At 62.2% G+C, this 21,282-nt stretch carries 19 protein-coding genes, 1 tRNA gene and 2 pseudogenes; 9 read left to right on the top strand and 13 right to left on the bottom strand.

The genetic code is table 11. From position 1 onward, the window contains the following. Positions 1-23 precede the first annotated feature (23 nt). Positions 24-710, top strand: coding sequence for a D-lyxose/D-mannose family sugar isomerase (locus tag NKJ12_RS13895; RefSeq protein ID WP_352703198.1), 687 nt, complete (start codon positions 24-26; stop codon positions 708-710). A gap of 277 nt (positions 711-987) precedes the next feature. Here NKJ12_RS13895 and NKJ12_RS13890 read toward each other — a convergent pair whose 3' ends face one another. The 7 genes from NKJ12_RS13890 to NKJ12_RS13860 all read right to left on the bottom strand — a co-directional run bounded on the left by NKJ12_RS13890 (position 988) and on the right by NKJ12_RS13860 (position 7,412). After that, entirely contained in the window at positions 988-1,233 is a 246-nt protein-coding gene (locus tag NKJ12_RS13890) for a hypothetical protein (protein WP_031193474.1), read from the bottom strand. Positions 1,234-1,461: 228 nt separating this feature from the next. Continuing rightward, on the bottom strand, positions 1,462-2,250 hold the full coding sequence (locus NKJ12_RS13885) for an RDD family protein (protein WP_352457151.1): 789 nt from the start codon (positions 2,248-2,250) through the stop codon (positions 1,462-1,464). Between the two features lie 64 nt (positions 2,251-2,314). Further along, a complete protein-coding gene (locus NKJ12_RS13880; protein WP_352703196.1) occupies positions 2,315-3,346 on the bottom strand; it encodes a stage II sporulation protein M in 1,032 nt (343 codons plus the stop codon). Then, complete coding sequence (locus NKJ12_RS13875; protein ID WP_352703193.1) at positions 3,343-4,650, bottom strand: DUF58 domain-containing protein; 1,308 nt, start codon at positions 4,648-4,650, stop codon at positions 3,343-3,345. Before NKJ12_RS13875 ends, NKJ12_RS13880 begins: the two co-directional genes overlap by 4 nt. After that, positions 4,647-5,603: an AAA family ATPase gene (locus tag NKJ12_RS13870; RefSeq protein ID WP_352703191.1), complete on the bottom strand. Its 957-nt coding sequence runs from the start codon at positions 5,601-5,603 to the stop codon at positions 4,647-4,649. The genes NKJ12_RS13875 and NKJ12_RS13870 overlap by 4 nt, the downstream gene beginning before the upstream one ends. Continuing rightward, a complete protein-coding gene (locus tag NKJ12_RS13865) occupies positions 5,590-6,789 on the bottom strand; it encodes a DUF4350 domain-containing protein (protein WP_352703189.1) in 1,200 nt (399 codons plus the stop codon). The genes NKJ12_RS13870 and NKJ12_RS13865 overlap by 14 nt, the downstream gene beginning before the upstream one ends. Beyond that, positions 6,786-7,412: a DUF4129 domain-containing protein gene (locus tag NKJ12_RS13860; protein ID WP_352703186.1), complete on the bottom strand. Its 627-nt coding sequence runs from the start codon at positions 7,410-7,412 to the stop codon at positions 6,786-6,788. The genes NKJ12_RS13865 and NKJ12_RS13860 overlap by 4 nt, the downstream gene beginning before the upstream one ends. A 219-nt stretch (positions 7,413-7,631) precedes the next feature. Between NKJ12_RS13860 and NKJ12_RS13855 the strand changes: the two genes are divergently transcribed. Then, positions 7,632-8,345, top strand: a complete 714-nt coding sequence (locus NKJ12_RS13855; protein WP_352703384.1) for a hypothetical protein — start codon at positions 7,632-7,634, stop codon at positions 8,343-8,345. A gap of 201 nt (positions 8,346-8,546) precedes the next feature. On the opposite strand, the pseudogene NKJ12_RS13850 reads toward NKJ12_RS13855, so the two are convergent. Further along, positions 8,547-8,882 (bottom strand): annotated as a pseudogene (locus NKJ12_RS13850) (N-formylglutamate amidohydrolase); the annotation flags it as partial. Positions 8,883-8,905: 23 nt separating this feature from the next. After that, positions 8,906-9,160, bottom strand: a pseudogene (locus NKJ12_RS13845) (isochorismatase family protein); the annotation flags it as partial. A gap of 149 nt (positions 9,161-9,309) precedes the next feature. Between NKJ12_RS13845 and NKJ12_RS13840 the strand changes: the two are divergent. The 4 genes from NKJ12_RS13840 to NKJ12_RS13825 all read left to right on the top strand — a co-directional run bounded on the left by NKJ12_RS13840 (position 9,310) and on the right by NKJ12_RS13825 (position 13,811). Beyond that, the gene (locus NKJ12_RS13840) at positions 9,310-10,032 is read left to right on the top strand and encodes a LuxR family transcriptional regulator (RefSeq protein ID WP_352703184.1); all 723 of its coding nucleotides are present in this window, start codon (positions 9,310-9,312) and stop codon (positions 10,030-10,032) included. A 170-nt stretch (positions 10,033-10,202) separates the two neighbouring features. After that, positions 10,203-10,862, top strand: coding sequence for an acyl-homoserine-lactone synthase (locus NKJ12_RS13835; protein ID WP_352703182.1), 660 nt, complete (start codon positions 10,203-10,205; stop codon positions 10,860-10,862). Between the two features lie 642 nt (positions 10,863-11,504). After that, on the top strand, positions 11,505-13,109 hold the full coding sequence (locus NKJ12_RS13830) for a vanadium-dependent haloperoxidase (RefSeq protein WP_352703179.1): 1,605 nt from the start codon (positions 11,505-11,507) through the stop codon (positions 13,107-13,109). Positions 13,110-13,385: 276 nt separating this feature from the next. Beyond that, positions 13,386-13,811: a hypothetical protein gene (locus tag NKJ12_RS13825; RefSeq protein ID WP_352703178.1), complete on the top strand. Its 426-nt coding sequence runs from the start codon at positions 13,386-13,388 to the stop codon at positions 13,809-13,811. 260 nt (positions 13,812-14,071) lie between these two features. On the opposite strand, the gene NKJ12_RS13820 is transcribed toward NKJ12_RS13825, so the two are convergent. After that, positions 14,072-14,494 (bottom strand): CBS domain-containing protein, encoded by a 423-nt coding sequence (locus NKJ12_RS13820; RefSeq protein ID WP_352703177.1) that lies wholly within the window; start codon positions 14,492-14,494, stop codon positions 14,072-14,074. A 572-nt stretch (positions 14,495-15,066) separates the two neighbouring features. On the opposite strand from NKJ12_RS13820, the gene NKJ12_RS13815 reads away from it, so the two are divergent. Then, positions 15,067-15,498, top strand: coding sequence for a YybH family protein (locus NKJ12_RS13815; RefSeq protein WP_352703176.1), 432 nt, complete (start codon positions 15,067-15,069; stop codon positions 15,496-15,498). Positions 15,499-15,962: 464 nt separating this feature from the next. Here NKJ12_RS13815 and NKJ12_RS13810 read toward each other — a convergent pair. Both NKJ12_RS13810 and NKJ12_RS13805 read right to left on the bottom strand, forming a co-directional pair. After that, positions 15,963-16,036 (bottom strand) — tRNA-Gln (locus NKJ12_RS13810). A 110-nt stretch (positions 16,037-16,146) separates the two neighbouring features. After that, the gene (locus tag NKJ12_RS13805; RefSeq protein WP_352703382.1) at positions 16,147-17,079 is read right to left on the bottom strand and encodes a lysylphosphatidylglycerol synthase domain-containing protein; all 933 of its coding nucleotides are present in this window, start codon (positions 17,077-17,079) and stop codon (positions 16,147-16,149) included. 327 nt (positions 17,080-17,406) lie between these two features. Here NKJ12_RS13805 and NKJ12_RS13800 point away from each other — a divergent pair, with 327 nt between their 5' ends. Next, positions 17,407-18,837: a Ppx/GppA phosphatase family protein gene (locus NKJ12_RS13800; protein ID WP_352703174.1), complete on the top strand. Its 1,431-nt coding sequence runs from the start codon at positions 17,407-17,409 to the stop codon at positions 18,835-18,837. Between the two features lie 58 nt (positions 18,838-18,895). Beyond that, on the top strand, positions 18,896-19,606 hold the full coding sequence (locus NKJ12_RS13795; protein WP_254817516.1) for an RlmE family RNA methyltransferase: 711 nt from the start codon (positions 18,896-18,898) through the stop codon (positions 19,604-19,606). Between the two features lie 216 nt (positions 19,607-19,822). Here the strand turns inward: NKJ12_RS13795 and NKJ12_RS13790 are convergent, their stop codons facing one another. Next, on the bottom strand, positions 19,823-21,244 hold the full coding sequence (locus tag NKJ12_RS13790; protein ID WP_352689406.1) for an MFS transporter: 1,422 nt from the start codon (positions 21,242-21,244) through the stop codon (positions 19,823-19,825). Positions 21,245-21,282: the final 38 nt, after the last annotated feature.

Below are 21,282 nucleotides of genomic sequence, written 5' to 3'. Positions count from 1 at the left end.
CGCCTGAAGAAGGGATCATGATCATGAAACGCTCCGCCATCAACGACATCATCCGCGACGCCGACGCCTTCATCCGTTCGTTCGGCTACATCATGCCGCCCTTCGCCTACTGGACCCCGGAAGAGATGAAGGCGCACCGGCAGGATTCGGCGGCCATCTTCTCGTCGCGGCTCGGCTGGGACATCACCGATTACGGCCAGGGCAAGTTCGACGAGCTCGGCCTGTTCCTGTTCACTGTTCGCAACGGCCGCTACGAGGACATGAAGAAGGGCATGGGCATGCTCTATGCCGAAAAGATCATGATCTCGCGCAAGGATCAGCTGTCGCCGATGCACCGCCACAACATCAAGGCCGAGGACATCATCAACCGTGGCGGCGGCAAACTGGTGCTGGAGCTGTTCATGCATGACCGCGATGGCGGCATCGATCCGAAGGCCGAAGTATCTGTGCCTGTCGACGGAACCATCCACAGACTGCCTGCGGGTGGATTGCTGAAGCTCGACCCAGGCCAGAGCGTGACGCTGCTGCCGGGCGTCTGGCACGCCTTCTGGGCCGAGGGCAAGGACGTGCTGATCGGCGAGGTCTCGACCGTCAATGACGATCTCACCGACAACGTTTTTCGCGAGCCGATCGGCCGCTTCGCGGACATCGACGAGGACACAGCACCGCTGCACCTCTTGGTATCCGATTACGAGAAGTGGGTGGGTTAAGGCAGGGTGGCGAGGAACACTTATGCTTGAGAGTGAAGGTTCTCGGCAATCAGCCGCTTCTGTCGCAAGTCGACCCGAGTCGTTGTGCACAGCTGATCCAGCGGCATTTTGACGTGGGCTTCGTCAAGCGGGATTAGCGCGTAGTAATTGCCCTCGCCCGGCTGTGGGATTGGCGCCGGGGCCGACTTGTCATCGTCGGGATCGACTCGTGAGGCGGCAATGATGACCCCTCGGGAATCGTATACCGCGTGAAGCGCTATTGGCATGTCTTGGCTCCTCAGGGAGAACTTATCGCCGCGAATCTTATTTGCATATCGTCTGATACGTTCGTCTGGATTACCTCGGTCTGGCCTGTCTCGTCGATGTAGGTATACAGGCTTTCCCAGCGCAAAGTGGCCGTGCGAAGGACAACCGCCGCACGTACCGAGTACCCCCAGTAGGCATCGCCTGTTCCGAGCTTCCAAAACCACACCATTTGGCTGCCAGCTCGTTGGAAAGTGGATTGAGTGACGAAAGTGGCCAAGGAAGTCTCCTTGAGGCTTGATTTCCGTAGAACCTGGAACTCTCGAGGAGTCTTCTTGCAACATCCGCTTGCGACTGCCAGAGGATAGGGAACACGAGCACCCTCGGACGGATAGGCATTTCAACCCCCGCGAGACTGAATTTGCGGGAGAAGATGGCACTGGTCAAGCGTCAATCTTCGGTGGCAATGGGCGGCTGCGCACGCTTTTCGTGCATTTCCACTCCTGGTCTAACGCGCATGCTTGTCGGCCCTGCGGTTGCCCAGCAGAAGCTTGCGCTCGAGATGCGCCCGCAATTCCCCGTAATACGCCGTCAGGAACGCGCGTGCGTCATGGGCTTGGGGTGCCGCGCCGATCTTGCGTCCGATCGTTTCGGCCACCGTCCGCAGGGCGAAATAGTCGTCGCGGCGCAGCACCTCCTCCAGCTTGTGGAGTTCGGCAATCCCGTAGGCATCGAGTTGGGCGTGGCTGAACCGGAAGGCGCCGGCCGCCGGATCCTGCCGTGCCGACAGGTCTTCAAGCAAGGCACGCTTCGGCGCCTCGACCACCCAGGTCCCCGCCAACAGGTCGCCGATCCGCATGCGGTCTCGATTGAACAGCGGGAACAAGGCAAACAGCAGCGTCCACACCAGGCCGAACACCGTCGTCAGCGTGTCGGCGAGGTCGGTCCCGCTGCGTCCAACGATGATCGACAGCGGCAGGAACACCTCGATCTCGCGCATCAGGTTGCGGGCAATGACCTGGTCGATCGACAGGCCGTCTCCGCTGCGCGACGCGACCCGGATGCCGACGATCCGCTTGCCGGGCGTAGCCGCGCGCCGGCCCGCTTCGAAGACGATGAAGTAGGCGTTGCGCAGAAAGAAGATCAGGATGATCCAGACGACGAAGAGCGGCTGAAATCCCTCGCTGCCAAGGCCTCCCACCCCGAATAGCGCGACGATCGTGATCACGATTGCCGCCACGGCGATGAACACGATGTCGAGCAGGAAGGCGGAGGCCCGCGTGCCGGCGTCGGCCAATTTTATCCGGAGATCGACGCCTTCGGGCGTGATCAGCGGCCGTATAGCCGCGAAGGCGGCGCGTTTAACGATCGCCATGCCGCACCGCCCGGAACAGATAGAAATAACCGATCCACAGCACCAGCATGCCACCGCCAATGCCGTAGCGCGTGACGTCGCTGGTGATGGTCTGCCTGCCAATGCCCTCGAGCAGCCCGGCAAACAGCAGCATGACCGAGACCCCGACCATGGCGTTCGCGGCAATGCGTCCGGCACGAGCCGCTGCCGCCATGCGTGTCAATTCGCCGGGAAAGGCGATGCTGGTGCCGATGCGCATGCCCGCCGCGCCGGCCAAAGAGATTGCGAACAATTCGGTGGTGCCGTGGATGGCCAGCCAGCCGCCGAGCTCCATGCCAAGCCCCTTGGACCAATAGACTTGGAACAACGCCCCGATCATGCAGCCGTTGAACAGCATCAGCAGCACCGTCGGCACCGCGAAGGCGAAGCCAAGGGCGAAGGCCAGGATTGCGACCTGGACGTTGTGCGTGAACAGATAGGCGGCAAAGCCTGAGAGAAAGCCATTGTCGCCATCATAAAGCATGCCTCGCAGCAGTTCGGCCGAGGTGTCGGGGCCGCGGCCTCCTGCCAGGCCGGGCGGGATGATCGCGTCGAACCAGCTCTTGTCGGATGCCACCAGCCAGGCGCCTGCACCAATGCCGATCACCATCAGCGCGACCGACGCCAATGTCTCGCGCCACAGGTCGCGAATGGCTTCGGGCCAGTCATGCAGGAAGAAATCGGCGAGGCGCTGCCGCAGCCCGCGGCGCGCGCCGTAGAGATAGAAATAACCGCGCAGCGACAACGCTTCGAGATAGCCGACCAGCGCATTATCGAGCGATGTCGCGCGCGCCACCGACAGGGAAGACAGCGCCGATCGATAGAGCAGCGGCAGCGACAGCAGCTCCTCTTCGGACAGCGTCCGCGGCGCACGCTTTTCGACACGCGCCAGCAGCGCCTCGAATGCCTTCCAGTCGGCCTCGCGCTCGCGGCGGAAGCTGGCCAGCGACTGGCGTACCGCGTCGCCGCACACCGCATTGCCGCGTACCGGCGCCGTCACAGCAAATCCTCCTGCTTGAACTGCAGATAGCGCTCGACCAGCGCCGGACCGAGCCGGTTGTGGTCGGCTTCGATCACATGCGCCCCGAGCAGGCGCAGCCGGCCGATGACGACCTGCCTTTCGCGCAAAAGCCCTCCGGCGACGACCGCGCGGGCAACGTCCTCGCCAGAGCGTGGCGGCATATCGGCCAGGCCCTCCAGTTCGGTGTCCTTCATCAGCATGAACAGCACGAGATGCCGTTCGGTGAGCCGGCTCACGGTGCGCAGCATCAATTCCGCGCTGATCGGATCGACAAAATCGGTGAAGATGATGACGAGCGAGCGGCGGTCGAGTCGCGCCGCGAGCGTCGTCAGCGCCAGCGTGAAATTGGTCTCCTCGCTGGAATAGTCGATCTCCGCCGCTCGTTTCTGGATCATCGCAAAGTTGGCGGGGCCGCGTACCGCGCCGCTCGAAACGCGCGGCCTTGCATCGAAGCCAAACAGGCTGACCATATCGCCGCCCTTCAGCGCGATGAACGCCGACAGCAAGGCGGCCGTCACGGCCCGGTCCACCTTAGGCACACCGTCGACCGGCTCGCACATCAGGCGTCCGCTATCGATGGCCAGCACGATGTTGTTGTTCTCCTCGATGCGGAACTCGCGCGCCAACAGCTTGCCGTGGCGGGCGCTGCGCTTCCAGTCGATCATCCGCCGGCCCATGCCCGGCTGGTAATCCTTGAGCGCGTCGAACTCGCGGCCTTGACCGGCGCGGCGCTGCGCATGGCCTTCGGCAAGCGTCGCATGTTGCAGCAGCGTGATCGCCTCGCCGCGGGCGCTGCTGACGTCGGGCAGCACCGCAATCTTGCTTTCCACCGGCAGCACGACCTGGTTCCAGACCAGCCCAAACGGCCCGCGCCAGCGCACCCAGAGACGGTCGAAGCTGGCGACGCCGCGCCGCAGCGCTTGGAAGCGGAGGTTAAGCGACCCGCCTCCGGCGGTCGGCTGCAAGGCCCCGCCGCTGCCGCTCACCGGCGCCAGACGCGCATCGTGGCCGACGCGAGCCTCGGCGGCGCGCGGCCCCGAGTGACGGGCGGTGATTTGCATGCCGAATTCCCCACCGACACCGACCTGCTGCGGCGCATCGATGCTGGCATTCAGCGATGCCCGTCCGCGTCCCGCCGCGGCATCCACCGCCAGGAAGGCAAGCAGCAGGCAACTCCACAGCAATCCCAGATACCAGAAGGACGGCAATGCCAGCGCGACCAGGAAGGCCGGCACCGCTCCGGCAGCAGCTGCCCACACCGCTCGGCCGCTGGGATAGATCAACGTGGTGCTTCCGTCCGGTCGACCAGGTCGGAGACGATCTGCTCGACCAGGCGGCCGTCGATCTGGGCGGCAGGCGAAAGGATGACGCGATGGCGCAGTGCCGGCACCGCCAGCGCTTTGACGTCGTCGGGGATCACATAGGCGCGTCCGTCCAGCGCCGCCCGGGCACGCGCCGCCCGCGCCAGCATGGCGCCGGCGCGCGGGCTGGCTCCGACTTCCAGATCGGCGTTTTCGCGCGTAGCCCGAACCAGCGCCGCTATGTAGCCGACGACATCGTCGACAAGGGTGACGGAGCCGACGACTTCAAGGGCCTCCTGCAGCGTCTCGCGGTCCGTCTGCGCCTTGATGCCGTATTGCGCGATGTCGTGCGAGGCGGAGCCGCCGCCGTGATGGACGATGATGGCCCGTTCTTCCTCGGGGCCGGGATAGCTGACGCGGTGCTTGAACAGAAAGCGGTCGAGCTGCGCCTCCGGCAGCGGATAGACACCCTGGTGCTCGATCGGATTCTGGGTCGCGACGACCATGAAGTTGCGGCCGAGCGAATGCGTGGTGCCGTCGAAGGTGACCGCGTGTTCCTGCATCGCCTCGAGCAGTGCGGCCTGCGTCTTGGGCGGCGTGCGGTTGATTTCGTCGGCAAGCAGGAGATCGCAGAAGATCGGGCCGCGCGTCAGCGTGAACTGCCCGGTCTGGAAGTTGTAGATGTTCGACCCGACGATATCGCCCGGCATCAGGTCCGGCGTGAACTGGATCCGCCCGTAGGCGATCCCAAGCGCCTGGGCGAAGCAGCGCGCCGTCATGGTCTTGGCCGTGCCCGGAGGACCTTCGAGCAGGATATGCCCGCCCGCAAACAAGGCGGTCAGCATCAGGTCGACTGTATCGTGCTGCCCGGTAATCGCCTTGGCAACTTCTTCCCTGATCCGTGTCGCCAGGGCCTTCACATCATCGACGTTCACCGAGCCTCCTTGCCGTCCAGTCGTGCAGCCGTCCTGCTGCCTGTTGCATCTGCGCCAGGTTCTTGGCCTCGCCGGCGGCTTGCGAACGCGTCGTGAAGGCGCCAGCTTGCTCCTTATCGCGAGAGTCGAGCCAGCGGTCGAGCGCTTTGCCTTGCAGTCCGTGCGGTGCCCCGAGCAGCGCGCCGGCGCGCACCCGCATCAAGGCCGCATAGCGGCCTCCCAGCTCGTCCAGCCGGCCGGCACGCCGCATGAGCATCGCCGTCGTATCGACCAGCGCACGCTTGCCGAAGGCGATCGCACGCTGGTCGGCGCGCGGCGGGCCGAACCGGCCAAGGCCATGCAGGAACGCCAGGGCCGCCGCGATCAGGATCGTCAGTGTCAGCGCCAGGAACGGCGGCTCGACAAGGAGCTTGGCCAGATCATACTTCCGCCCCGCGCCGTGCAGCGTCAGATCGAACATCACCGGGCCGTCATCGGGCTGGAGCAAGGCAATCAGCCCGAGCGCGGCTGCTGCCTTTTCGGGATCCTTGAGGGCGGCGTTGTTGATCAGGTCGGGGTCAGTCAGGATATAGAACGGCTTGTCGTCCAGTTCGGTAAGCACAGCCTTGTCATTGCCGGCTGCGATGAGAGGGTACTTGTCGGCCACCCACTGCAATTCTTCGGGTGCGGCAACCATGTTGCCTTCGATGTCGAGTTGCTTTGCCGTGCTCTGGCCGGCACCGATCTTCGCATCGGCAATGCGGCCCAGCCATTCGTTCACCACCGAACCGGGCAATCGCCCGAATTTCATGTTCCAGCCTTCATGCTTCTGCAGCGGCCGGATCTGCCATTTGGGCAGCACGAAGAGCGTGTTCTGGTCGTGGCGAAGATTGAGGATGCGGTCGAGCGCCTCCTGGTCGCTGTCGGGCGAGATGGTGACGATCAGCAGTATATCTCTGGCAAGATCATCTTCGGTCCGCGCCATCAAGGGTGCTTCGCCGGTGAGCCGCAGCCATTCCACCAGACCGGCGTAGCCGACGCCGCTTTTCGACAGCGGCGTGGCGCCGCCATTGCCGGGTTGCCGGAAATCGGGAGCATAGGTGGACAGCAGGAAGAAACCGGCGGCCGCAAGCAGGCTGGCGAAAATCCCCCAAAACAGTGTCTTTCGATTGAACGGCTCCTGCGCCTCGACCGCCGGTGCGCTCACGTCCAGGCATCCCGGAAGGCGAAAAGTTCATAGGCGCCGCGCGCTTGCCGCCAGCCTTCCGCGCCAACTGGCCGGCGCGCGAACAGCGCCGCCTCGACGATGCGGGCGATCTTGGTGAACGCATGGCGTGCCCTTCCCGGTAGGGAAGGGGCATTGGCGATGTCGCGCGCCGTGAGCGACGGGCGCAGGAAGTCCGGCAGCCGGCCGGCAATATCGGCGACGCTGCGCCGAAGCAAAAGGTGAACCGCCTCGTCATAGTCGCCGCGTGCGGCCAACGCATCGGCTTGCGACAACAGGATCTGCGCGGCGCCGGCGTCTGGGCGCCAGGCTTCTTCGTCTTCGACTTCGGGCCGCGCGCGCTGCCACGGCAGCCGCCAGGCGATGCCTTTCACCTCGAGGAAGACCAAAAGCAGGATGATTGCGACACCCGATATCACCGCCCCCCAGAACAGATAGATCATGTAGGGGCCGAGCCACGACAAAAAATCCTGCAGCGGCTTCAGCCACTCGGGCGGCTTTGGCGGCACATAGGCCGGCAGGTCGAACTGGATCGACTCATCGGCGATCAGCTGCTTGTGCAGATTGGTCAGCCGTTCGGCTTCCGCTGTGCCTGGCTGTGCCACCGCCACCCGCTCCCCTGCAACCTGTGGTTCCCAGCCGACACTGACAATGCAGCACAAGAATTGCAAGTGGGCTGGACGGCGACCGTCAATCTTGGCAGAATTACTGTTAGGGCGCCGTGATACTGTTACGGCGAAACACGGGGGGAAATCATGGCTTCAACGACACTGGAGCGGCCTGAGAAATTCGAGATCGGCAGGGTGTTCAACAACAGCTTCGCCGTGATCGGCCGCAACATCGGCTTGTGCGTTGGGCTCGCGCTCCTGTTTTCAGGCTTGCCGGCGATTATTCTTCGGCTGTGGAGCCAACCGCAAATAGATGCGGTTCTGCATGGCGACCCCGGCGCCGCGGCCGATCCCTCTATGGTGTTTCAGAATTCATGGATTACGGTTATTACGGGATTGCTATCGTTCGTTTTCGCGCTGCTGCTCCAGTCGGCGCTGGTGCGGGCGACGATCGAGGACTTGAACGGCAAGCGGCCGACGTTTGGCGACTGCATTCAGATAGCCATCCGCAATTTACTGCCGACCCTTGGTATTGGCCTGCTCGTCGGCCTGGGTGCGGGCTTGGCGTCGATAGCCTTGCTGGTTCCCGGCATCATCTTGTGGCTCGGATGGTGCGTGGCAGTGCCGGTTCTGATCCAGGAGCGGCTTGGAGTGTTCGGTTCGATGTCTCGCAGCCGCGTCCTGACCAAGGGCAACCGCTGGCCGCTATTTGGCCTCTTCCTTATCCTGATGATCATCGCGATGGTCATCCAGTGGGTGGTGCTGGCAGTCATCGTCATGTTGGGTGGGATCATGGCCGATGTGGCGGCAGCCTTGGTGTCGACCGTACTGTCGATGGTGCTGTCGGTGGCCACGGCGGTCAGCTATGTCGAGCTGCGTCAGGTCAAGGAAGGCACCAGCGTCGAAGAACTGTCGCAAATCTTCTCGTAGCGATCGTTCGCTCCGGCTTTTCACCGACGGCTCGGCTCTCGCGTTGCGCTCGAGCAGCCGAGCTTGTTCACAAAGCCTTTGTCGCGCCGGCAACGCTGCGGCCAGGCGCTTCGCCCATTCCTCAATGCCGGTGCGGCTCGCCAGCAGGTCCTGCCTGATCTCGATGAGGACGGCGGGAATGCCACGATCGTCGCTATGGACCGGTATGGCGTAGTCGCCGTCGCGCCTGATCACGTAGGGCTCGTCCGCCGCGACATTGAGTGCGATGTCGGCGCGCAGGCCGGCAAGGGCTGCCCGGCCGAACTCGATTGCCTGGTCGTAAAGCACGCCGGCGTGCCAGGGCCTGCCAACACCGAGGAAGACCGGCGTGAAGGAATGGATCGCCGCGATCCGCGTCGCTCTGCCCTGCTTCGCCCGGTCGTCGAGATGAGCGGCCACGCGGTCATGAAACGGCGCGAACATGATTTCGGCACGCCGGCTTCGTTCCTCCGGATCGAGGCCGACATTGCCGGGGATGTCCGTGTCCTCCGATTGCACCGGAATGCTGCCGCTGGAACCAAGCGGCCGTCCTCGGTCAGGCTTTGGATGATGGTATGGATCACCTCGACGCCATTGGCCCGCGCCGCCGCCAGCAGGCGCTCCTGGTTGGGGATCGTCTGCGACGCCGTCTGCCGGTAGAAATAGTGATCGGGACCGCGCTCCGGATGCGCCGGATCAGCACCCGGCTCCAGCCAGACCCGTTGCATGTCGACCAGCAGCAGCGCGGTTTCGCCGGCCCGGAACGGCTCGTTTCGTTTCGGCAGTGATGGCGTCATGCTTGGTCCTGTGTTTCTTATCACAATCCGGCTGATTTAGCTGATTTTGGTCCGCGCGTCCTGCGTGGCGGACACACTTATTGGGAGTATTCGAAGTCGCTAATTTGAGCTAAACTTTGTTTTCGGGCGTGGAGACGGGGGTCTCTGTCATGATCGATTCAGACGTGTTCGACTTTGTCGAACGCTGCAGGAACCATACAGCCACCGGGCCGCTGCTGAGCGACCTTCTTGATACCGTGAGGAATCTCGGCTTCGAACATCTTATCCTGAGCGGTGTGCCCCTCAGCGGTCAGAAACTTGCGCCGATGGTTGAACTGAATGGCTGGCCGGCCGGCTGGTTCGAACGCTATGTCGAGGCCGAGCACGCCGCCGTCGATGGTGTTTGCATTTACTCGGCAAAGACCCTGAAGCCGTTCCTTTGGTCCGAAGTCCCGGCAAAGTGGTCGGATACGGAAGGTTCAAGACGCGTTGCCGGCGAGGCGACAGAGTTCGGCATCTGGAGCGGCTTCGCCGTGCCGATGCTCAGTATTCACCATTGGCAATCCGTGCTGTCGTTCGCCTCTTCCGCGAAGTCCTGCAATCTCTCGCCACGCCATCAAGTGCAACTGGTGACCATGGCGGTCTATGCCGGCATGTCGATCCAGGCGTTGTCGAATGACGATGATGACGATGAAGGCGTGCTGACCGACCGCGAAAAAGAGGTGCTGTTGTGGGCCGCGGCCGGCAAGACCTCGTCGGAAACATCCCAGATCCTTGGTCTGACCGAGCGAACCGTCAAATGGCACTCCACACGAGCCAGGGAAGCGTTTGGCGTCGCCACGACCACGCAGGCGGTCGTTGAGGCGGTGCGCCGGCGCCTGATCCATCCCTAGAGCATGATCCCGAAAAGTTGCAGACTTTTCGGATAAGATCATGCGAAGAAACAAAGAGCTAGAGCAGGACGACCGTCCTGCTACTAGCCGCGTCAACTGTCCCATCGGACAGGTGACGTATATTAGCGCGACTGCGAGTATCCCTTTGAGAACGATCGGGGGATCGCGCCATGATAACGGCCCACGTAGTCAATGCGCATAACAAGCATCTCTACGAAAACGAATTCGACGAATTTCTGCGCCGGCGGCACGACTTCTTCGTGCACCAGAAACATTGGCGCCCTCCGAGCCCGGACGGTCGCGAGCTAGACCAATTCGATACCGACGCGGCGACTTACCTGCTTGGTATTGAAGATGGTCGCGTGGTGACCTCGGCTCGATTGATCCCAACGAGCGAGCCGCACATGGTCTCGGAGGTTTTTTCTCACATGTGCGAAAAATCGGGCGTCCCAAGACGTCCCGATTGGGCCGAATGGACCCGCACATTCGTCGTTCCCGACAAGCGAACTGCCGGACTGAGGGGCACGCTGACGCAGCTGTGCTGCGCGGTAATGGAATACGCTCTCGACGAGGGCCTCAGCGCCGTCGGCGGCGTCCAGGAGACGTACTTCATGCCGCACCATGGCGCGCTGAAGTGGCGGGTTGAGCCTATGGGCATGGCAAGGGAAGAAAACGGCGAATGGTACATCGTCGCGTATATCGAGGTGAATGAGGCGGCACTTGCGAGCGTCCGCAAGATACTTGGGATTGACCATTCGTTGCTGGTTCGGCGGGGGATGCAGACGCCGTTTGTCGAAAGCAACAAAGTCCTGTGGCGCGCATCAGCCTAGAGCGGTCGCCGTGTCGCGCGGTTGGGTCTTAGAAAAATACATCTCGACGTTTACCATTGGGAGGAATGCAAGATGAAATTGATATCGATTTTTCTCATTGTAATATCCTCGCTCCTAATGTCCGGTCCCAGTCACGCTCAAACATCTCAACCTACGCAGGAGATGGTGGATCTTATGGGAAAGTTAGAAGTCGAGTGGGATAAGTTGAGAACGGGAGGGAAAAGTGGCGATTTCCAGCCGCAATGTTCGTCCGGAACTGGCTGCGAGAGAGCTTGTGAGTCTGGAAAGAGTTGCAGCTGTAGCTCCTCTGGAGGCAGCTGTTCATGCAGCGAGTGCAAATAGCCAGGCTCACGCCGGGCGCCTGTGTCGATGACGCACCGACCCTCGGCCGGATTATGGTGACGGTGCACTATCTTTTCGCCGCTTGCCTGCCTCGTTTTCGGGGTTTCGCCGCTTGCCGATTTGCCCGGCTATGCTCTCGGCACACGGGTGCATCGAAAACCGCGACATCGGCGGGCGTCGATCCTCGATGAGCAGTTTTTGTGGATGGTCTTCGGGCGTGAAAACACTTTGGCTCGCCCGTACGGTGCTGGGGGATGCGGCAGACCGGGAACGCAGGTTAGCTATCCAGGGAGGGGAAATATGGACCGTCGTACGTTTATTAAAGTGCTCCCGGCAGCGGGATTTACTACCGTAGCCGCAAGTGCCTATGGACAGGAAACACACCTTGATGATGCGAGCCGGAGGGAATTCGAAGATCTGTTGGCAACGCAGGACGAGATGCGACGCCATCTTTTTGCAATCACCGATACCGAGATTCTCCCGGAGGGGCCTCTTGACCGGGTCTACTACTGGAACAACGTAGGGCTCAATATATCCGCGATCGACCATACCCCGGCCGCGGACCAATTGGACGGCGGCGGCTCGAGCGCACCGGACCCGCGCCGGTTTGGTGAGCAGCTTGGTCCGCATCGGTCCTCATACGCAATGGCGGTTGCTCAGATAGCCGTCTTTGAGGCAATCAATGCGTTCCCCAAGAGCGCAAATTCGAAGAAATATCAGAGCTATACCGGCTTCAGCAGCGCGCCATCAGCGCCTGCGGACGCATCGTTGGACGGTGCGATCGCCCAGGCTATGCATGATGCCCTTGCCCACCTGTACCCGTTCAAGGCAGCTGATGTTCGCAGTGTCCTGGACAGAGATATTGCCCGCATGTCCGGTACATCACCGACGGGCGACAAGATCGACATTGGGGCTGGACGCAAGATCGGTCAGGCGGCGGCGAAATCCATCATCGAGAAACGAAAGGATGACGGGACAAACCACCAAGAGATCAAATTCGCCGATCTGCCACCAGACAATGGGCCCCTAAAATGGTCGATTGATCCTGTCAGCAAGATTGAGACGGCACTCGGCGCTAAATGGAAAGACGTGACACCGTTCTTGCTGATGAAAGGCGATCAGTTCCGGCTCCCTGATCCGCCCAAACTCAACGATGCGCGGTATATTGCGGCGTTCGACGAGGTAAAGGACATCGGAAGGAAGGGCGTCTATCCGATGGACACCTCGCGAAAGAAGGGTGAGACGTTCCGCGCAATCTTCTGGGGCTATGACGGGACGCCAAATCTCTGCGCGCCCCCACGTCTATACAATCAGCTGGTGAGGACTATTACCACTGATAAAAAAATATCCGATCCCGCAGAATTGGCTAGGATATTGGCTCTTTGCAACACAGCAATGGCCGATGCAGCGATTGCGGCTTGGGATTCCAAATTCACGCATCGCTACTGGCGCCCAGTAACTGGCATTCGCTGGCCAGGAGTGGAAGGGGATGCAAAGGGGGATGCATCCAATGTGCCGGACCCGACGTGGGAACCGCTGGGATCGCCCAATACGGATTCGAAGAAGGCCAACTTTACCCCTCCTTTCCCCGCGTACCCGTCCGGCCATGCAACTTTCGGGGGAGCGCTGTTCCAGGTTTTGCGGATGATTTTCAAGGACACCGGCGACGATACTCCCTTCGTGCTCGTGTCAGATGAGTTCAACGGCAAGCACAAAGGGGTCAATGACGCAAAACCCCGGCGATATTTGCCGCTTTCGTTCGTGGCTTTGCAGGATGCCGAGTTTGAAAATGCCTTCAGCCGTGTGTGGTTGGGTGTTCATTGGCGGCAGGATGGCGAGGACGGCATCCAGCTTGGTAACAAAGTGGGCAACTGGGCATTCCAGAATGGTTTTGCAGAGGTCTAGCCTCTGTCTCATCGAGCGGCTTCAGCGCGCCCGAACAAAGCAAGCAGAAGCCTAACCCGCTCGGACAGTCAAGAGGTGTGGCAGGCAGGCCATGCGCAGCCAGCCGCAGCGAGCCGCCAAGACGCGCGAAGCACTTCGGCGGTGTAGGACAGCGGCACGCCAGAACGCGCGCAGGCCAGGCGTTGGCTTGCCCAATTGTGTTTTGACTATTTGCCTGCACGGGCGCGTAAAATATCAGGTCCGCCCGGTCGGGCGGACTAACTCAGGGAGGATGTTATGAAGATGAATCGACGTAATGCTCTCGCCCTTGGTGCCACCTCGTTGTCAACCCCGCTATTGGTTGCATTGCCGACTCCGGTAGCGGCCAAGACCTACGGTCCGACTGATGGCAAAGAGATTTTTCCCGGCGTTCGGCTCGTTGAACTGGGAACACGAGACTCCCATATCAAGGGGTACAAGAAAATTGCCATGGAAGACGTCGTCTACCAGCCAAAGGCAACTAGCCCGCTCGGGGATGTCATGGCCGACGATATGGTCTGCACGGTCACTGAAGGCGAGCTGCAGGTCACGGCCGGAGACATGCAGTTCACGGCCAAAGAGGGTGACGTTTGGAGTTGCGGCAAGGGTAGCACGAAGGAGGCTGCTACGAACAACGGAACAGCGGTCGCAGTGATGCGGGTGATTAACCTGAAGGCTGCATGAAGTTACCCACACTCTGGCGACTGCAGACGCTCCAGCCGGCTTCGGCCGGCGGGCTTTTCCGGTGCGCCACGGCTGCGATTAAGGTCAGGGCGACTGCTTTATGGACGCCGCCATTTTGTCGCGGCGCTCTTTCTCGGCAGTGCTGTCTAGAGTTGTAGCTTGAAGTGTCGGCGTCGGCCTCGATGACCGGACATTTCTGCCGGCGCGCTGTGGCCAGCGCGGCGGCAGACTGAGGCCTTAGCGCACGGGCGAGCCGCCCTTCAGTGGTGGTGGGCGGAAACGCTCTTGACGTATTCGGACACCATTTCCTTCGGTGCAGACTGACTGACGTCGCCGACGCTAAGGATGCCGACCATTCGCATATTCTTGTTGATCACGGGCAACCTGCGGATTTTCAGTTCCTCCATGTGCCGTACGGCCTTGGCCAGATCGTCGTCTTCGCGGCAGCAGTGAATGCCGGCCGTCATGACATCGCGCGCCGTTGCGGTGCGGCCGTCGAAACCATCCTCCGCCAGTCCTTTGCAGACGATATCGCGGTCGGTCACCATTCCGATCAGTCGGTCGTTCTCTCCGATGGGAATCGATCCGATATCCTGGGCTCGCATCATTTTCGCCAGTTCGGTGACAGCGGTTTCGGGGCTGACCCAGTCGACACCCTTATGCATTGCGTCTTTGACTTTCATGGCGGACCTCCCTTGCTGGGTTGGTGAATGTCTCCCTGTCCCATTCTAACGCGGACGGGGTTTGGCTGCCAGAGGCCATCATCCAGACCCGCATTTTGCGGTGGTTGTCATGCGTCCATCTCCAGCCGATCATGTCCCGGCTCTTCGTGCCAGGATCACCTGCCGCAGGTCGCGTCGGTCCACGAGCGATTACGGTGCGATTATGGTGACAATGCACTAATTTCTTTTTGCCGCCTCCCTCGTTTTCCGGGTTTCACGGCTTTGCCGATTTGCTCGGCGATACTCTCGGCCCACGGGTGCATCGAAAACCGCGACATCGGCGACGCGGCAATACTCGATGAGCAGTTCTTGTGGGACGCGTCGGACGTGAAAACACTTTGGCTCGCCCGAACGGTGCTGGGGATGCGGCATACCAGGAACGCCGGCAAGGTGCACATTCGACCGGGGGCGACGGTAAAAAGTGCACTCACCGTAATTCTGATCTATACTCCGGACACCAGCGCGAACGCCTAGGCGAAGGGCGGATGAAGCGCTTGATAGAGTTCTCTTTTTAGTCATGGGGCGATGTTAAGATGTTAGCCTCCGACCTGACGAAATTCATCGAGCAGGATCATCTGGCTCTGGATGCCTTCGTAAAGGGCGATCCTGAGCCCCTGAAAAACCTCTACTCGCGACAGGACGACGTCATTATTGCCAATCCCTTTGGCCCGCCGGCGAAGGGATGGAGAAAGGCCGCTGAGACCATGGAACGGGCCGCCACCAATTACCGGCACGGCAAGGCCATCGGCTTTGAGCGCATCTCGGAGTATGCGACAGCCGATTTGGGATACATCGTCGAGGTCGAGCGGTTCCAATCCAAGGTCGGTAGTGGCAACAAACTGGTGCCGATTGCGCTTCGAGTCACCACCATATTCCGGCGCGAGGAAGGCGCGTGGAGGATCGTCCTTCGTCATGCCGATCCGATAACCTCGGCACGCCCGCCGACGTCCGTTGTCGGGGAGTAGAAGGGTTGCCGGAGAGGTTTTAGGAATTACGGTGACGGTGCTCTAATTTCTTTTCGCCGCGTGCCTCGTTTTCCGGGTTCTCACTTGCCGATTTCCTCGGCGATGCTCTCGGCCCACGGGTGCATCGAAAAACCGTAACATCGGCGACGCGGCAATGCTCGATGAGCAGTTCTTGTGGAACACCTCGGACGTGAAAACACTTTGGCTCGCCGGTACGGTGCTGGGGGATGCGGCAGACCGGGAACGCCGGCAGGGTGCATCATGAGGCGGGGGCGACATGGTAAAAAGTGCACTGTCACCGTAATTCCGTACGCTCAACTCTTGGTGTGCACTACCTCGTGCGAGATCTGACGCTGGTGAAAAGCGCCAGCGCAAAGCTCGAGGGGAATAAAAATTCCCAACCAAGTGCCCAACTGACGCTAGCGGGTCGGGTCTGAGCAGCCGGGAATGTGAGTGAAATCAAGTGGCTGGGGAACCTGGATTCGAACCAGGACTAACGGAGTCAGAGTCCGTGGGTCTACCGTTAACCTATTCCCCAGCAGGCGCTTGTCGCGCAGGGTGGGCCGCCAGGCAGCCGCGCGGCCCTTGTAGCCGCCGCCGGAAAATAGTCAACCCTGTGTCTGGGTTCAATCGTCGTCTTCCAGCGCCTCAATTCTCGCTGCGGCTGTATTGCGAGTGCTCGAAGAACAGCACCACACCGAGCGCGATCAGCAGCGGGATGATCAGGTAGAACAGCCGGAACACCAGCAGCGCCGCCAGTACGCCGACCTGGTCCATATGTGACAAGCCCGCAAGGAACACCACCTCGAACACGCCGAGCCCGCCTGGCGCATGCGAGATCTGCGCGATCGAGAACGACACCAGGAAGACGCCGAGCACGACGAAATAGCCGGGATTGCCTGTGGCGGGCAGGGCGAAGAAGATGACCGCCGCCGCCGCAAGCAGTTCGATCGGGCCGACCAGCAATTGCCGCGCCACGATCGGCAGCGCCGGATAATGCAGCTGAAAGCTGCCTATCCTCAGCGGCCTCAGATGCAGCCAGCTGCCGAAGACATAGGCCGCCACCACGAGCAGCATGGCAAGGCCGGCCGCCTGCGCCAGCCGGTGATGCGGCGTGCCGGAAAACCGGTCGATCACCTCAGGCTCGAGCAGCAGGACGATGCTTGAGACGAACAGCGTCGACAGCACGAAGGTGATCCAGCAGATCGCCACCAGAACGCCGACATCCTGGCCGGTCAGGCCCTTGGTGCCGTAGGCGCGGTAGCGGATCACCGCACCGGAAAACACCGAGCCGCCGATATTGTGCGACAGCGCGTAAGTGGTGAATGAGCAGAAGGTGACGAACAGCCACGACACTTTCTTGCCGATATGCAGCAGCGCGATGTGGTCGTAGCCGGCGAGCGAGGCATAGGCGACGACCGAGCTCAGCGCCGCGAGCACCCAGCCGCGCGCCGGGATGGCGACTATGCCGTCCCAGACATCGTCGAGCGAGATGCCGCGCAATTCGTGCAGCAACAGCCACAGCGAGAACACCACCGCGGCGATCCCGATGACGGGCCAGAAATAGCGGCTCCAGTTCATTGCCTGACGATCATGCGTTGCAGCCCGTACCCGTTGTCCGGTTCGCAGCAGGAAAACCGCCCGCGGTCCCGATTGGTTCATTTCAGAAATGCCTCATTGAAGCCGGCTATTCAACCGGGAAGGCGCGCTGTGGCGCTGGCGTCTTTCCTTCTCCCACAAGAAGGGGAGAAGGGATCACCAACGTCGCCGCCTTCATGCCGTCGGCAAAATTCGGCCCTTGCACTCTTGGTGATCCGGCCCGGCGCTGATAGTCTGGCCGCAACTTGAACATGTAAAAGCGCCTGCTGCGTCCGGTCTCCGGTTCGCGCGGCGCCGGAAGGAACGACAGTGGAAGACCACGAAGCCGGCGCTGGTGCGCCGGAAGTGGGCGTGTCTAGGGGTTCGCCGCCGCCATCCAGCCAGGCAAACCCAGCCGCCGGACGCTACGCCCGTCAGGTGCATCCCCGGTCCGGCAATGGACAGGCTGGCGACACGTCCCACGATCACAAGGGTCAGAACGGCCCGCATCAGAACGGCAAACCCAAGAAGCGGCGCAAGCGGCGGCGCGGGCGCAAGGTTTTCGCACGCGACGAGGCTCGTCCGGTGATAACAGGCACTTCGGTGCCCGCCGCCGGCGGGGCCCCGGCCGCTCGCCAGCCCCAGCCAGCGGCTTCGATCGCGCCCCAGTCCTCGATCGCGCAATCGGCTTCAATCGCGCAATTGCCTCCAGCCTTGCCAAGGCCGGGGCAAGGTGCCCGCACGCCGCCACCGCTGCAGGAATTGCCGGTGTTTGCCGCGCTCGACCTCGGCACCAACAATTGCCGCCTGCTGGTCGCGCTGCCGACGCGCCATGGCCAGTTCCGCGTCATCGATGCGTTCTCGCGCATCGTCAGGCTGGGCGAGGGCCTTACCGCCAATGGCCGGCTCGGCGAGGCTGCAATGGACCGCGCGGTCGAGGCGCTGAAGATCTGCGGCGACAAATTGCGCAACCGCAAGGTCAGGAAGGCCAGGCTGATCGCCACCGAGGCCTGCCGCACCGCCGCCAACGGCGTCGAGTTCCTCGAACGCGTCGAGCGCGAGGCCGGCCTGAAGCTCGAGATCATCGACCGCCAGACCGAGGCGCGGCTGGCGGTGTCGGGCTGCGGCTCCCTGGTCGAGCGCGACACGCAAGGCGTCGTGCTGTTCGACATCGGCGGCGGCTCGTCCGAAATCGCACTGATCGACCTCACCGGCCAACGCTCGCCAAGGCTCGCCAACCACATCGTCTCGTGGACCTCGCTGCCGGTCGGCGTCGTCTCGCTGGCCGAGCGTTTTGGCGGCCGCACGGTGACGCGCGAGATCTTTGGCGCCATGGTCGAGGATGTCGCAATACGGCTGCGCGCCTTCGACGGGCGCGACCGGCTGAGCCACCTCCTGTCCAGCCCGAAATTCCATCTGCTCGGCACCTCGGGCACGGTGACGACGCTTGCCGGCGTCCACCTCGATCTCGAACGCTACGACCGCCGCCGCGTCGACGGGTTGTGGATGGATCGCGACAGCGTCGACCGCATGGTCGAAAAGCTGGTCGGCTGGGATTTCCAGCAGCGCGTCGCCAACCCTTGCATCGGCGCCGACCGCGCCGACCTGGTTCTGGCCGGCTGCGCCATATTGGAGGCGATCCGTGCCGTCTGGCCGTCCGAACGGCTGCGCGTCGCCGACCGCGGCCTGCGCGAGGGCATACTGAGCGAGTTGATGGCCGATGACGGCGTCTGGCGCAACAGCGGGCGAGGCAGAGCATGATCCCGAAAAGTGGCTGCCGGTTTTCGGACAAGATCATGCTCAAACAAGTAATCAAGCAATGACCAAGAAACCGGAAAGACCGAGCTCCGCCGGCATTCGCGTGCTGAAGACGAAGATCAAGAAGAAAAGCGGCCTCAAGGAATCGTCGCGCCGCTGGCTGCAGCGCCATATCAACGATCCCTATGTCCAGCGTTCGAAGGCCGACGGCTATCGTTCGCGCGCCGCCTACAAGCTGATCGAGATCGACGACAAGCACCATCTGCTCAAGCCCGGCATGAAGGTGATCGACCTTGGTGCGGCACCCGGCGGCTGGTGCCAGGTCGCCGCCGCACGTACGAAATCTACCGCGGAACACCCGAACGTCGTCGGCATCGATTACCTGGAGATGGACGCGGTGCCGGGCGCGCCGGTGCTGCTGATGGATTTCCTCGATCCGCAGGCACCTGAGAAGCTGGCCGAGACGCTGGGCGGTCAGCCGGACATCGTGCTCTCCGACATGGCCGCACCCACCACCGGCCACAAGCGGACCGACCACATCCGCACTATGCATCTGTGCGAGGTGGCGGCCGATTTCGCGCTGTCGGTATTGAAGCCGGGCGGACATTTCCTCGCCAAGACGTTTCAGGGCGGCGCCGAGAACGAATTGCTGGCGAGACTCAAGCGGAATTTCCGCTCGGTCCATCACGTCAAGCCGCCGGCCTCGCGCGACGAATCGGTTGAGCTCTATCTCTTGGCGAAAGATTTTAAAGGCGGAAACGGCACGGCGTGAAAAATCGCTCTGTAGCGGTCCTTCGCGCCCCCTCTGTGCTGCCGGACATCTCCCCCACGAGGGGGGAGATTGGCAGCTTCGGCGCGCCGCCTAATCCTGCAACACTGGAGATTGGCGAAAAACGACGTCACGTCCGATCTCCCCCCTCGTGGGGGAGATGGCCGGCAGGCCAGAGGGAGGCGCTGTCCCTCCGGCGTCCGTAAGCACGAGGAAAGGTCAACTCCCCGGCGGGCTCACCGGCTCCAGCGTCTTCGGCGGTGTCAGTCGGCCATGTCCAGACACGGCATTGCCGGCGTCCGGCGCCAGCCGCATGAACGACAGCGAGGCCGCCGCCGACACCGCCGCCACGATGAAGAAGGCGGTGTGAAAGTCGGCCAGCGTCAACGGGCCGCCATGGATCGTGGTCGACACTTCCAGGATGCCGCCGGCCAGCGCCACACCGAGCGCGATCGCCAACTGCTGGAACACCGCCGTGATCGGCGTCGCCTTGCTGGTGTCGGCGGCCGAAATCTCGGCGTAGGCAAGCGCATTGATGCCGGTGAAGAACATCGAGCGGATGAAGCCCCCGGCGAGCAGCATGGCGAGGATCAGCCCATAGGGCGTGTCGGGTGTGAACAGGCCGTTGACGGCGATGGACGCGGCAGCGATGAGCGAGCCTGAAATCAGCACACGGCGGAAGCCGGCGACCCTGAAGATCAGCGCGGTGACGAATTTCATGCCTATGGCGCCGATTGCCGAGACGAAGGTGATCATGCCGGACTGGAACGGCGTCAACCCGAAACCGATCTGGAACATCAGCGGCAAAAGAAACGGTACGGCACCAATGCCGATGCGGAACAGTCCGCCGCCGAGCACCGACGAGCGGAACACCCGATTGCGAAACAGCTCGAGCGCCAGCAGCGGATTCTTGGCGCGCCGCGCGTGCAGCAGATAGAGTACCGCCGACGCCAGACCGACGGCTACGGTGACAAAGCCGGCAACGGGCGGCAGAGCCGGCAGGCTGACCACCGACAGGCCGAACACGATGCCCGATGCCGCCAGTCCGCTAAGCACGAAACCGGTGAAATCGAGCGGCGGCGTCTGCGCGGCGTCGGTCTTTGGCAGGAAACGCATGGCCAGCCAGATCCCGATCAGCCCGATCGGCACGTTGATCAGAAAAATCCAGTGCCAGGAAAAATAGGTCGTGATGAAGCCGCCTATTGGCGGGCCGACCAGCGGGCCGACCAGAGCCGGGACGGTCAGCCACGACATGGCGGCAACGAGTTCGCTTTTCGGCGTCGCGCGTACCAGCACCAGGCGTCCGACCGGCGTCATCATGGCGCCGCCAATGCCTTGCAGGAAGCGTGAGACCACGAAAGCCGGCAGCGAATTGGAAATGGCGCACGCGACCGAACCGACGATGAACACGGCGATCGCGGCACGGAAGACATTCTTGGCGCCGAAGCGGTCGGCCATCCAGCCGCTGATCGGAATGAAGATCGCCAGCGATACCAGATAGGCGGTCAGCGCCAGCTTGAGCGCGATCGGGCTGCTGTGGATGTCGATGGCGATCGCCGGCAACGATGTCGCAATGACGGTCGAATCCATGTTTTCCATGAAGAGAGCGACCGCCAGGATGAGCGGAATGGTGCGGTTCACGATGGATCCGGCCTTGAAATGTGCGTCGCGATTGCTTG

It is taken from the genome of Mesorhizobium sp. M0195, from assembly GCF_040322115.1.
In the GTDB taxonomy this organism is placed as follows: Bacteria; Pseudomonadota; Alphaproteobacteria; order Rhizobiales; family Rhizobiaceae; genus Mesorhizobium.
Note: the sequence above shows the minus strand (reverse complement) of the source record. Positions and strands in the feature narration are given on the sequence as shown.